Origin of the sequence: Cellulosimicrobium sp. KWT-B, assembly GCF_002127155.1 — a bacterium.
Taxonomy (GTDB): domain Bacteria; phylum Actinomycetota; class Actinomycetes; order Actinomycetales; family Cellulomonadaceae; genus Cellulosimicrobium; species Cellulosimicrobium funkei.
This window is the reverse complement of the sequence record NZ_NEDO01000001.1, coordinates 256,826-269,624: the sequence shown is the minus strand read 5'-3', so window position 1 is coordinate 269,624 and position 12,799 is coordinate 256,826. Positions and strand designations below refer to the sequence as shown.

Sequence of the window (12,799 nt, the reverse complement as noted above, 5' to 3'; positions counted from 1 at the left end):
ACGGCCGACGTCGGGGACCATGACGGGGTGGGACACCTCGACCTCAGCGACGTCACGTATCACCTGCCCGACGGGCGCACCCTGCTCGACGGCGTCGACCTGCGGGTCGCGGACGGCGCGCGCGTCGCGCTCGTGGGGCCCAACGGCGTCGGGAAGTCGACGCTGCTGCGCATCGTCACCGGCGAGGTCGCCCCGCACGGCGGTGCCGTCGTGCGCAGCGGCGGGCTCGGGGTGATGCGCCAGGACGTGGGCCGCATCGACGACGACCGCACGGTGCGCGACCTGCTCGTCGGGCTCGCGCCGACCGCCGTCCGCGAGGCGGCGCTCGAGCTCGCGGCCGCCGAGCACGACATCATGACGGTCGACGACGAGCCCGCCCAGCTCCGCTACGCCCAGGCCCTCGTGGACTGGGCGGACGTGGGCGGCTACGACGCCGAGGCCGGCTGGGACGAGGTGACCGACGAGGTGCTGTCGGTCCCGTTCGAGAAGGCGCAGTGGCGCGACGTGCGGTCGCTGTCCGGGGGCGAGCAGAAGCGGCTCGCGCTCACGGCGCTGCTCCGGGGGCCGGAGGAGGTCCTGCTGCTCGACGAGCCGGACAACCACCTCGACGTGCCGACGAAGCGCTGGCTCGAGGAGCGGCTCGTCGCGTCGTCCAAGACGGTCCTCTTCGTGTCCCACGACCGCGAGCTGCTGTCGCGCACCGCGACCCAGGTCGCGACGCTCGAGCCGACGCCGGGCGGCGGCACGGTGTGGGTGCACGGCGGCGGCTTCGCGACGTACGCCCAGGCCCGTGCGGACCGGCGCGACCGGCTCGCCGAGCTCGCGCGCCGCTGGGACGAGGAGCACGCCAAGCTCCAGGAGCTCGTGCGGACGCTCAAGACGAAGGCCGCGTTCAACGACGGCCTCGCGAGCCGGTACCAGGCCGCGCGCACGCGCCTGCGCAAGTTCGAGGAGGCGGGGCGTCCCGAGGTGGTCGCGCGCGACCAGAACGTGACCGTGCGGCTCACGGGCGGGCGGACGGCCAAGCGCGCGGTGACGTGCGAGCGGCTCGAGCTCACGGGGCTCATGAAGCCGTTCGACGTCGAGGTGTTCTTCGGCGAGCGCGTCGCGGTGCTCGGCTCGAACGGCTCCGGGAAGTCGCACTTCCTGCGCCTCCTCGCCGCGGGCGGGAGCGACCCCGAGCCGGGCACCGTGCCCGACGACGTGGCCGACGGCCCGGCGGCGCCCGCTCCCGTGGCGCACACGGGCCGGGCCGTGCTCGGGTCTCGGGTGCGGCCGGGGTGGTTCGCGCAGAACCACGACCACCCGGAGCTGCGCGGGCGCACGCTGCTGGAGATCCTTCACCGCGGCGAGGGGCACCGGGCGGGCATGGGGCGCGAGGGCGCGAGCCGGGCGCTCGACCGGTACGAGCTCGTGGGCCAGGCCGAGCAGCGCTTCGAGACGCTCTCCGGTGGCCAGCAGGCGCGCTTCCAGATCCTGCTCCTCGAGCTCGACGGCGCGACGCTCCTCCTGCTCGACGAGCCGACGGACAACCTCGACCTGCACTCGGCGGAGGCGCTCGAGGCGGGGCTCGCGGCCTTCCAGGGCACCGTGCTCGCGGTGACGCACGACCGGTGGTTCGCCCGCGGATTCGACCGGTTCCTCGTGTTCCGCGAGGACGGCGAGGTCGTCGAGGCGCCGGAGCCCGTCTGGGACGTCGAGCGCGTCCGTCGGGCGCGCTAGCCCTCCCTATCCTGGTGGGCATGGCCGTCCACAAGATCGTGCTCTTCTACGCCTTCACGCCGCTGCCGGACCCGCGTGCCGTGCAGCTCTGGCAGCAGGCGCTGGGGGAGCGGTGGCACCTCACGGGTCGCGTGATCGTGTCGGAGCACGGGATCAACGCGACCCTCGGCGGGACGGTCGAGGACCTCAAGCAGTACGTGAAGACCACGCGCCGGTACCCGGGCTTCGAGGGCGTCGACGTGAAGTGGTCCGACGGCACGGGCCGCGACTTCCCGCGCCTGTCCGTCAAGGTGCGCCCCGAGCTCGTCGCGTTCGGCGTGCCGGACGAGGTCCGGGTCGACGAGCACGGCGTCGTCGGCGGCGGGGAGCGGCTGAGCCCGCAGGCCCTGCACGACCTCGTCGAGGAGCGCGGCGACGACGTCGTGATGCTCGACGGCCGCAACGCGTTCGAGGCGGCGATCGGCCGCTTCCGCGGGGCCGTCGTGCCCGACGTCGCGACCACGCGGGACTTCGTCGCCGAGATCGACTCGGGCCGCTACGACGACCTCAAGGGCCGGCCCGTCGTCACGTACTGCACGGGGGGCGTGCGGTGCGAGGTGCTGTCGGCCCTGCTGCGCGCCCGCGGGTTCGAGGAGGTGTACCAGCTCGACGGCGGCGTCGTGCGCTACGGCGAGGTGTTCGGCTCGCAGGGACTGTGGGAGGGGTCGCTCTACGTGTTCGACGAGCGCATGCACGTCGAGCTCGGCCCGGGGTCGACGCCGCTCGGCGCGTGCACGGCGTGCGGGGCGCCGACGGCGAAGTACGAGAACTGCGCCGACCCGAGCTGCCGGACCCTGCGCCTGTACTGCTCCGGCTGCGTCCACGAGGCCCGCTCGACGCGCTGCGAGACGTGCGTCCGGGAGCGTCCGGCCGCTTTGACCGGCGGCCTGCCTCGCGGGTAGTCTGGTGAGTCGTTGTGCTCATCTCACGACACCCGTGTCGCTAGCGCGCCCACTCGCTGCCGGCCAAGGAGCGGGTGTCGACCGAGCCCGCCGCGCAACGACCTGCCCTCTCGGCCGCACGCTTCAGCGGTCGAAGAAGACATCCTGAGACAGAAACGAAGGCTACGACCGTGCGTACGTACACCCCGAAGCCCGGCGACGTCCAGCGCGACTGGTACGTCATCGACGCGACCGACGTCGTCCTGGGCCGCCTGGCCACCCACGTGGCCACCCTGCTGCGCGGCAAGCACAAGCCGACCTTCGCTCCGCACGTCGACGGCGGTGACTTCGTCATCGTCATCAACGCCGGCAAGGTCGCCCTGAGCGGCAACAAGCGCGAGCAGAAGATGGCCTACAACCACTCCGGTTACCCGGGTGGTCTGCGTGCCGTCGCCTACGGCGACCTGCTCGACAAGCACCCCGAGCGTGCCGTCGAGAAGGCCGTCCGGGGCATGCTCCCCAAGACGACCCTCGGTCGCGCCCAGTTCGGCAAGCTGAAGGTCTACGCGGGTGCCGAGCACCCGCACGCCGCTCAGCAGCCGAAGCCGTTCGAGATCACCCAGGTCGCGCAGTAATCGCCGCCCAGGCGTAGCGCACAGAGAGACGCGAGGACACCACCCGTGGCCGAGACCACCGTCGACACCGACACCCTGGGCGACGAGACGCCCAGCACCTACACCTCCGAGTCCGCCGCCCCCACGGGCCGCGGCCAGAGCATCACCGCCCCGGGCCAGGCCCTGGGCCGCCGCAAGGAGGCCGTGGCGCGCGTGCGCCTCGTCCCCGGCACCGGCACCTGGAAGGTCAACGGGCGCACGCTCGAGGACTACTTCCCGAACAAGGTCCACCAGCAGCTCGTCAACTCCCCGCTGAAGCTGGTCGACGTCGAGGGTCGCTTCGACGTCGTCGCCCGCATCACGGGCGGCGGCTCCTCGGGCCAGGCCGGCGCGCTGCGCCTGGCGATCGCGCGCGCGCTCAACGCGATCGACGCCGAGCACAACCGCCCCGCGCTGAAGAAGGCCGGCTTCCTCACTCGCGACGCCCGCGTCGTCGAGCGCAAGAAGGCCGGTCTCAAGAAGGCCCGCAAGGCACCGCAGTACTCCAAGCGCTGATCCTGCGCTGTGCGCTCGTCGGCCCCGGTGGACCTCGTCCACCGGGGCCGACGGCGTTTGTGAGGAGCGGTGACCAAGACCCGTCGACGGCGGGCAGCGGCTGACGGTCGTACGGTCGGCGTACGGCCGGTACGAGGGGAAGGACTTCCATGGGACGGCTTTTCGGCACCGACGGGGTGCGCGGTCTCGCGAACGGCAACGTGACGGCGGAGCTCGCGCTGGACCTCGGCGTCGCCGCGGCCCGCGTGCTCGCGAGCGGTCAGGAGGAAGGGCACCGCCCGCGCGCGGTCGTCGGGCGCGACACGCGCGTGTCCGGGGAGTTCCTCGGCGCCGCGCTCATCGCGGGGCTCGCGAGCGCGGGCGTCGACGTGAAGGACGTCGGAGTCCTGCCGACCCCGGCCGTCGCCTACCTGACGAGCACCATGGACGTCGACTTCGGCGTCGTCATCTCGGCGTCGCACAACCCCATGCAGGACAACGGGATCAAGTTCCTCGCGCGCGGCGGCGTGAAGCTCGACGACGCGGTCGAGGACCGCATCGAGAGCCTGCTGGGCCAGGAGTGGGAGCGCCCGACGCACGGCGTCGTCGGCCGCATCTCCCCGGACTCGGGCCGCGCGGGCGGCGCGTACGTCGAGCACCTCATGTCGAGCATCGGCGCCGACGAGGACCACAAGCCGCTGTCCGGCCTGCGGATCGCGGTCGACTGCGCGAACGGCGCGGCGAGCGACGTCGGGCCCGCGGCGCTGCGTGCGGCCGGCGCGGACGTCGTCGTCATCAACGCGAGCCCCGACGGCCGCAACATCAACGCGGCGTGCGGCTCGAACCACCCGGAGCAGCTCCAGGCCGTCGTCGTCGCGTCCGAGGCCGACTTCGGCGTCGCGTTCGACGGCGACGCGGACCGCTGCATCGCGGTCGACCACGGCGGCACCGTCGTCGACGGCGACCAGATCATGGGCGTCCTGGCCCTCGCGCTCAAGGACGAGGGCGCGCTCCCGCACGACACGCTCGTCGTGACGGTCATGAGCAACCTGGGGCTCCTGCTCGCGATGCGCGCGGCGGGGATCAGCACCGTCCAGACGGCGGTCGGCGACCGGTACGTGCTGGAGGAGATGCGCGCCCACGGCTACGGCCTGGGCGGCGAGCAGTCCGGCCACATCGTCATGTCGCGCTACGCGACGACGGGCGACGGCGTGCTCACGGCCCTCCAGCTCGCGGCGCGGGTGCGCGCGACGGGCCAGAAGCTCGCGGACCTCGCGGGCGTCGTGCAGCGGCTCCCGCAGACCCTCCTCAACGTCCCGGGCGTGGACAAGGCGCGCGCGTCGACCGACGAGGCGCTGCTGGCCGCGGTCGCCGGTGCGGAGCGCTCGCTGGGCGAGACGGGACGGGTGCTCCTGCGGCCGTCGGGCACCGAGCCGCTCGTCCGGGTCATGGTCGAGGCGGCGACGCAGCAGCAGGCCGACGCGGTCGCCGGGCAGCTCGCGGGCGTCGTGCGCGAGCGGCTCGCCCTGTGAGCGCGTCCGGACGGCCGACAGGACGCGAGGCGGGCACGACCGTGCGGCAGGGGGTCGACGAGGCGCTGCGCGAGCACGTGCTCGCGCTCCTCGCCGCGTACCCGGACGGCGTCCTGCCGATCGTGCAGGCCGGCCACCCCGTGCTGCGCACGCCGGCCGTGCCGTACGCGGGCCAGCTCGGCGACGCGCTGCCGCGCTTCCTCGACGCGATGCGCACGACCATGCGCGCGGCGCCCGGCGTGGGGCTCGCCGCGCCGCAGGTCGGCATCGGCCTCGCGGTGGCCGTGGTCGAGGACCCGGGTGCACCGGACGTCGGCGACGACCGGGAGCGGAGCCCCCTGGAGTACCGGGTGCTCGTGAACCCGCGCTACGAGGTCGTCGGCGAGGAGACCCGCACCTTCTTCGAGGGCTGCCTGTCCGTGCACGGCTGGCAGGCCGAGCGGACGCGCGCCCACGCCGTCCGGCTCACGGGCCAGGACGAGGCCGGCGAGCCGTTCGACGACGTGCTGACCGGGTGGCCCGCGCGCATCGTCCAGCACGAGACGGACCACCTGCGGGGCGAGCTCTACCTCGACGCCGCCGACCTGCGCACGCTGTCCTCGACCCTCGGGGTCGCGCGGCTCCCGGACGCCGGGAACTAGCTCACCGGGCGTCCGCGGGCCCCTGGTCCTCACGACGTACGGGCCCGCCGCGGGAAGTCGTCCGTCGGGATGACGAACTGCCGCGGCGGGCACGGCAGAATCGTCACGGGCGCGGCGCCGTCGCGCCCGGGGTCCTCAGGGGTGAACCGGGGGTCTCCCTGATGGTCGGCGTCCTCGCGCTCCGTAGGCTTGTCCTGGTGCAGGACGACCGACCTGCCGCCACCGCCCGCCTGGCCTCCCCGCCAGCAGACGAACGAGGACGCCGTTGCCCGACGCCGTGTCGATCTTCCTGGAGAATCTCGAGCACTGGATTCTCGCCCTCGCGGCGTCCGCGTGGATCTATCCCGCCCTGTTCGGCTTCGCGACGATCGACGGGTTCTTCCCGCCGGTCCCCAGCGAGTCGGTCGTCATCACGCTCGCGGTCTCCGCGCACGCGACCGGCGAACCCAACCTCGTGCTCGTGCTCCTCGTCGCGGCCCTGGGCGCCTGGACCGGGGACCAGATCGCGTTCGCGATCGGCCGCGCCGTCGGCACGGAGCGCCTGCGCATCCTGCGCACGCCCCGCGGGCGTCGCGCCGTGGGGTGGGCCGAGCGCGCCCTCGCGCACCGCGGCGCGTCGTTCATCCTCGCGGCGCGCTACATCCCCGTGGGCCGCGTCGCGGTGAACATGACGGCCGGCGCCGTCGGGTACCCGCGGCGCCGCTTCATGGCGTTCTCCGCCGTGGCGGCGGTGACGTGGGCCGTCTACTCGGTGCTCATCGGGCTCGTCGCCGCCCGGTGGCTGGGCCACGAGCCGCTGCTCGCGATGGTCGTGGGCATCGTGCTGGGCGTCGGGAGCGGGTTCGTCATCGACCGCGTGCTCATGATGCGGGCGCGCCAGCGCGGCGAGCTGCCGCCGACGCCGCAGGCGCCGGCCGGGGAGGGCGCGACCGACCCGGCCGGGACTGCGCCGACGACCGGCGGGACACCGGCCGCGACCGCGCCCGGCGGGGGCGCGACGGCCGACGGGCGCACGGTGACCGGCCCGGTGACCGGCGAGCCCCTGCCCGGTCCGCGCGCAGCGGACGCCTCCGGGACAGTGCCGCCCGGGTCGTCGGGGGCGACGTCGTCGGGCACGCCGCCCCGCGCGACCTGACCCCCCGCCCGTGTGCTGAGCGGGCCGCCTCAGAGCTTGCGCAGGCGGACGCGCTGGACCGAGTGGTCCGAGCCCTTCGTGAGGACGAGGGTCGCGCGGCCGCGCGTCGGCAGGATGTTCTGCTCGAGGTTCGGCGCGTTGATCGCGTCCCAGATCGACTTCGCCCGCTCCACCGCCTGCTCGTCCGTGAGATCGGCGTAGCGACGGAAGTACGACTCGGGGCGCGCGAACGCGGTGCGGCGCAGCGCGAGGAACCGGTCGACGTACCACTGGCGGATGTTGCGCGTGCGGGCGTCCACGTAGATCGAGAAGTCGAAGAAGTCCGACACGGCGACGGTCGACTCGTCGTGCGCGCTCGGGCGCGCCGGCTGGAGCACGTTGAGGCCCTCGACGACGAGGACGTCGGGCTTGCGGACGACGGCCTCGGCCCCCGGCACGATGTCGTACGTGAGGTGGTCGTAGACGGGGGCCCGCACCTCGGCGTGGCCGGCCTTGACCTTGGACAGGAACCGGATGAGCGCGCGACGGTCGTAGGACTCGGGGAAGCCCTTGCGGTCCATGAGGCCCCGGCGCGCGAGCTCCGCGTTGGGGTAGAGGAAGCCGTCGGTCGTGATGAGCTCGACGCGCGGGGTCTCCGGCCAGCGGGCCAGCATCTCGCGCAGCACGCGCGCCGTCGTCGACTTCCCGACGGCCACGGAGCCGGCCACGCCGATGACGTACGGCGTGTTGCCGGTCTCCTCGCGCAGGAACGTCGACGTCGCCTCGTGCAGGCCGGACGTCGCGGTGACGTAGAGGTTGAGCAGGCGCGAGAGCGGCCGGTAGACGGCGTCGACCTCGGCGAGGTCGATCGGGTCACCGAGGCCGCGCAGTCGCGCGACGTCGTCGTCGGTCAGCGGCAGCGGCGTCGACTCCGACAGCCGGCTCCACACGGCCCGGTCGAGATCGACGTACGGCGAGGACGACGGCGCGGCCAGGTGGGCCCGCAGGAGGTCGGACGGGTCGTCGGCGGGGGAGGACACCCGCCCGATTCTGCCGGATGCGCGCCCGTGCCGGTGCACGGGCCGGCTTCGCGTCCCGACGAGGGCACGGCGGGACCGCCCTCCGCGGGTCGTCTCAGCGGGCGTCGTCGGCCCCGCGCGCGGCCCGACGACGGCGCGGCGTCGGCTCGACGGCGGGCCCCGGGCCGGGGAGCGCGAGGTCGGGCAGGCGGGCCATGAGGGCGAGCGCGTCGGCCGGAGCGTGGGCGTCCACGTCGTTGTCGAAGTAGACCTCGACGTCGTGGCCCGCGGCGTGCCAGGCGCGCACGCGCTCGGCCCACGCGTCGAGCACGTGCGGCCGGTAGCCGCTGCGGTAGAGCTCCTGGTCCCCGTGCAGGCGCACGTACACGAGCGGGCTCGTGACCGCCTCGACGAGCGGCCACCGGCCCGCGCCGTCCGACACGGCGAACGCGACCCCGTGCCGGCGCAGGAGGTCGAGCGCCTCCGGCGTGGCGAACGACGCGTGCCGCGGCTCGAGCACGTGCACGAGCGGGCGGTCCGCGTCCGTCTCCGTCCAGGCGGGCACGCGCAGGCGGTCGTCGTGCTCGTGCGCGAGCCGCGCCGCCTCGCCGGTGGTGCGCGGCAGGAGCGTGAGGAACGCGTCGAGCAGGTCGTGGTCGAAGGCGGTCCGCGCCGGGAGCTGCCACAGGACGGGCCCGAGCCTGCTGCCGAGCGCGAGGACGCCGCTCGCGAGGAAGTTGGCGACCGGCGTCCGCACGTCCCGCAGCCGCTTCATGTGGGTGACGAAGCGCGGTCCCTTGACCGCGAACGTGAAGCCCTCGGGGGTCTGGTCGCGCCACGCGACGAACGACGACGGCCGCTGCAACGAGTAGAACGATCCGTTGAGCTCGACGGCGGGGAAGAGCGAGGCGACGTGCTCGAGCTCGCGGCGCTGGGGGAGCCCCGCGGGGTAGAACGGTCCGCGCCAGTCCGCGTACCGCCACCCCGAGAGACCGATCCGGACGGTGGGCACGAGCACCAGCCTCGCGGTGCCGCGCGTCGTACGCCCGGTGAACGGGTGGCGGACCGGCACGCGACGAGCGCCCGGGCACGAGGACGGCCCGCGCGCCGCGCGGGGCCCGATTAGGCAGCAGACCTCACGAAGAACCGCGAGATCGTGCGGCCCCGAAGGGGCGCGGGTCCGTGGCTAGACTCGATCACCATGTGCGGAATCGTGGGCTACGTGGGCCCTGGAACCATGCTCGGAGAGGCCTCGGGGCGACCCCTCGACGTCGCTCTCGAAGGACTCGGACGGCTCGAGTACCGCGGCTACGACTCGGCCGGGGTCGCGCTCGTCGCGCCCGGCGTCGACGCCGTCGCGTTCGCGAAGAAGTCCGGCAAGCTCGCGAACCTCGTGCAGGAGATCGAGACGCACCCGCTGCCCGCGGCGACCGCGTCGATCGGCCACACGCGGTGGGCGACGCACGGCGGCCCGACGGACACCAACGCGCACCCCCACCTCGCGGACGACGACCGCCTCGCCGTGATCCACAACGGCATCGTCGAGAACTTCGCGACCCTCAAGGCCGAGCTGCTCGCCGAGGGCGTGACGTTCCGGTCCGAGACCGACACCGAGGTCGCGGCGCAGCTCCTCGCGCGGGCGTACCGCGACACCAAGGACCTCACGCTCGCGATGGGGCAGGTGGCGCGGCGGCTCGAGGGCACCTTCACGCTCCTCGCCGTGCACGCCGACGCCCCCGACACGGTCGTGGGCGCGCGGCACGACTCGCCGCTCGTCGTCGGGCTGGGCGAGGGCGAGAACTTCCTCGGCTCCGACGTGGCGGCGTTCATCTCCCACACCAAGGAGGCGCTCGAGCTCGGGCAGGACCAGATCGTCACGATCACCCCGACGTCGGTCGAGGTGACCGACTTCGACGGCAACCCCGCCGAGGCGAAGCGCTACACGGTCGACTGGGACGCGGCCGCCGCGGAGAAGGGCGGCTTCTCGTCCTTCATGGACAAGGAGATCCACGACCAGCCGCACGCCGTCGCCGACACGCTCCTCGGCCGCACGGACCCGTCGGGCAAGCTCGTGCTCGACGACCTGCGCATCGACGAGGCCGTGCTGCGCTCGGTCGACAAGATCATCGTCGTCGCGTGCGGCACGGCGGCGTACTCGGGCCACGTCGCGAAGTACGCGATCGAGCACTGGTGCCGCATCCCGGTGGAGGTCGAGCTCGCGCACGAGTTCCGCTACCGCGACCCGATCGTCGACGAGAAGACGCTCGTCGTCGCCGTGACCCAGTCCGGCGAGACCATGGACACGCTCATGGCCGTGCGCCACGCGCGCGAGCAGGGTGCGAAGGTCATCTCGATCGTCAACACGCACGGCTCGACGATCCCGCGCGAGTCCGACGCCGTGCTCTACACGCACGCCGGCCCGGAGATCGCGGTCGCCTCGACGAAGGCGTTCCTGTCGCAGATCACCGCCGCGTACCTCCTGGGCCTCTACCTCGCGCAGCTGCGCGGGAACAAGTTCCCCGACGAGATCGCGGCGATCCTCGAGGACCTGCGCGAGATGCCGCGCAAGATCCAGACCGTCATCGAGCGCGGCGAGTACGTGCGCGCGACCGCCCGGTCGATGAAGGACGCCTCGTCCGTGCTGTTCCTCGGGCGCCACGTCGGGTTCCCCGTCGCGCTCGAGGGCGCGCTCAAGCTCAAGGAGCTCGCGTACATCCACGCGGAGGGCTTCGCGGCCGGCGAGCTCAAGCACGGCCCGATCGCGCTGATCGACGAGGGCCAGCCGGTGTTCGTCGTCGTGCCGTCGCCGAAGGGCCGCGAGGGCCTGCACTCCAAGGTCATCTCGAACATCCAGGAGATCCGGGCGCGCGGCGCACGCACGCTCGTCATCGCCGAGGACGGGGACGACGCCGTGCGCCCTTACGCGGACGAGATCTTCTGGATCCCCGAGTCCCCGACGCTGCTCTCGCCGCTGCTGGCCGTCGTGCCGCTGCAGATCTTCGCGATGGCGCTCGCGACGGCGAAGGGCCTCGACGTCGACCAGCCGCGCAACCTCGCGAAGTCGGTCACGGTCGAGTAGCCCCCGGCCCCGCCGAGCATGTGGTCGTGGCCCGTCCGGATCTCCGGACGGGCCACAACCACATGCTCGGCGGGGGAGCGGGCAGTCTTAGGGTGGGCGCATGATCAAGGGCGTGGGGATCGACGTCGTGGACGTCGCGCGGTTCATGGAGACCCTGGAGCGCACGCCCCGGCTCCGCGAGAAGCTGTTCACCGAGGCCGAGCGGGACCTGCCTCCCGCGTCGTTGGCCGCGCGGTTCGCCGCCAAGGAAGCCATCGCCAAGGCGCTGGGTGCCCCCGCGGGCATGCGCTGGCACGACGCGACGGTGCACCGCGTCGTCGGCGGCCCGCCGGAGGTCGAGATCACCGGCACGGTCGCGGCACGTGCGGACGCGCTCGGCATCACGGCCTGGCACCTGAGCATCTCCCACGACGCCGGCATCGCCTCGGCGATGGTCGTCGCGGAAGGCTGAACCCCTCTCCCGCCGAACATGCCGTTGCCGCCCGTCAAGGCAGCCGGACGGGCTCCCATCGCATGGTGAACGGCGGCCGTGGGGCCTCGGCGTCGTCCACAGGACGCGACGTCGGGTCGTCGTCCACAGGTCAGTCGCCTGGCCCGACGACGACGGGTCCTCGTGCGGTGGGGTGGCACCTGTGCGTCGTGCTCAGATTCCCCCGGCCCTGCTCTCCGTCGCCGCGGTCCAGGGCGGTCTCGTCTCCATCGCCCAGTGCCGAGGGCACGGCCTGAGCGACAAGGACGTTGCCGGCCTGACGCGCCGGGCGACCCTCGTGCGCGTGACCCGCGGCGTCTACGACGTCAGTGCCGCCCCGCTCACCGACCGGTCGTGGGACGAGCGACGAGCCTGGGCCGCCTGGACGGGCCTGCTCGCCTTCGGCGGGGACGCGGTGGCGGTCGGGTCCTGTGCGCTCGTCCTCCACGGCGTCCGCGGGCTGCCGCCGACCCTCCGGCCCGAGGCAGCCGTCCCTCGTGGGCGCAACCGGCTCGACCGCGACGGGATCGCGCTGCGGCAGTTCGACGCGGGCATGACGACCACCGAGATCCGGGGCAGGCGGGTCGTGACGCTCGACTGGGCGCTCGCGCAGGCTGTCCCCGAGCTCCCGCGCGCGAACGGCCTCGCCGTGCTCGACTCCGCCCTCCACCAGGGCCTCATCGACGCGGACGGGCTGCGCCGCGCGCACGAGCACGCGCGCGGGAGACGCGGTGTCGCCAGTCGGCACACGCTGTGGGAGATGGCCGACGCGCGGGCCGAGTCACCCCTCGAGTCCTTCGCCCGGCTCGACTGCATCGACGAGGGCGTGCCGCCGCGCACGCTGCAGCTTCCCGTCCACGACCACGGCGGGAGGGTCGTCGCACGGGGCGACCTGGCCTGGCGCTACCGCGACGGTCGGTGGCTCGTCGCCGAGCTGGACGGTCAGGACGTCCACAGCACTCCGCATGCGGTGTTCTCAGACCGAACCCGGCAGAACACTCTGGTCGCGACGGGAAGGATCGACGTCCTGCGCTTCACAGGTCGCGACGTCGGGACGATCGGCCGCACTGTCCGGGCGGCTCTGCACAGAAACGGCGGAAGGCCCCCGCCGAGCATGGGGTCGTGGCCCGTCGGGTCGCTCTGACAGGCCACGAC

12 protein-coding genes are annotated in these 12,799 nt (G+C 73.6%); 10 read left to right on the top strand and 2 right to left on the bottom strand.

From position 1 onward, the window contains the following. Positions 1–27 precede the first annotated feature (27 nt). The 7 genes from B9L22_RS01145 (at position 28) to B9L22_RS01115 (ending at position 7,098) form a co-directional block, all read left to right on the top strand. Positions 28–1,722, top strand: coding sequence for an ABC-F family ATP-binding cassette domain-containing protein (locus tag B9L22_RS01145; protein WP_086148957.1), 1,695 nt, complete (start codon positions 28–30; stop codon positions 1,720–1,722). A 20-nt stretch (positions 1,723–1,742) separates the two neighbouring features. Continuing rightward, a complete protein-coding gene (locus B9L22_RS01140; RefSeq protein ID WP_086148956.1) occupies positions 1,743–2,663 on the top strand; it encodes a rhodanese-related sulfurtransferase in 921 nt (306 codons plus the stop codon). Positions 2,664–2,833: 170 nt separating this feature from the next. After that, a complete protein-coding gene (rplM, locus tag B9L22_RS01135; RefSeq protein ID WP_021479847.1) occupies positions 2,834–3,277 on the top strand; it encodes a 50S ribosomal protein L13 in 444 nt (147 codons plus the stop codon). A 45-nt stretch (positions 3,278–3,322) separates the two neighbouring features. Then, complete coding sequence (gene rpsI, locus B9L22_RS01130; RefSeq protein ID WP_021479846.1) at positions 3,323–3,811, top strand: 30S ribosomal protein S9; 489 nt, start codon at positions 3,323–3,325, stop codon at positions 3,809–3,811. A 149-nt stretch (positions 3,812–3,960) separates the two neighbouring features. After that, a complete protein-coding gene (glmM, locus tag B9L22_RS01125; protein ID WP_086148955.1) occupies positions 3,961–5,322 on the top strand; it encodes a phosphoglucosamine mutase in 1,362 nt (453 codons plus the stop codon). After that, a complete protein-coding gene (locus tag B9L22_RS01120) occupies positions 5,319–5,963 on the top strand; it encodes a peptide deformylase (RefSeq protein ID WP_369824779.1) in 645 nt (214 codons plus the stop codon). Before glmM ends, B9L22_RS01120 begins: the two co-directional genes overlap by 4 nt. A 265-nt stretch (positions 5,964–6,228) precedes the next feature. After that, a complete protein-coding gene (locus tag B9L22_RS01115) occupies positions 6,229–7,098 on the top strand; it encodes a DedA family protein (RefSeq protein WP_086148953.1) in 870 nt (289 codons plus the stop codon). Between the two features lie 29 nt (positions 7,099–7,127). On the opposite strand, the gene coaA is transcribed toward B9L22_RS01115, so the two are convergent. Together coaA and B9L22_RS01105 are read right to left on the bottom strand one after the other, a co-directional pair. Beyond that, the gene (coaA, locus tag B9L22_RS01110) at positions 7,128–8,117 is read right to left on the bottom strand and encodes a type I pantothenate kinase (RefSeq protein ID WP_044144243.1); all 990 of its coding nucleotides are present in this window, start codon (positions 8,115–8,117) and stop codon (positions 7,128–7,130) included. Positions 8,118–8,211: 94 nt separating this feature from the next. Next, positions 8,212–9,108, bottom strand: a complete 897-nt coding sequence (locus B9L22_RS01105) for a DUF72 domain-containing protein (RefSeq protein ID WP_086149596.1) — start codon at positions 9,106–9,108, stop codon at positions 8,212–8,214. A 189-nt stretch (positions 9,109–9,297) separates the two neighbouring features. Between B9L22_RS01105 and glmS the strand changes: the two genes are divergently transcribed. From glmS to B9L22_RS01090, 3 genes are all read left to right on the top strand, one after another. Then, the gene (gene glmS / locus B9L22_RS01100) at positions 9,298–11,175 is read left to right on the top strand and encodes a glutamine--fructose-6-phosphate transaminase (isomerizing) (RefSeq protein WP_086148952.1); all 1,878 of its coding nucleotides are present in this window, start codon (positions 9,298–9,300) and stop codon (positions 11,173–11,175) included. A gap of 100 nt (positions 11,176–11,275) precedes the next feature. Further along, positions 11,276–11,626, top strand: coding sequence for a holo-ACP synthase (locus B9L22_RS01095; RefSeq protein WP_021482029.1), 351 nt, complete (start codon positions 11,276–11,278; stop codon positions 11,624–11,626). A 322-nt stretch (positions 11,627–11,948) separates the two neighbouring features. Beyond that, entirely contained in the window at positions 11,949–12,788 is an 840-nt protein-coding gene (locus B9L22_RS01090) for a hypothetical protein (RefSeq protein WP_143317000.1), read from the top strand. Positions 12,789–12,799: the final 11 nt, after the last annotated feature.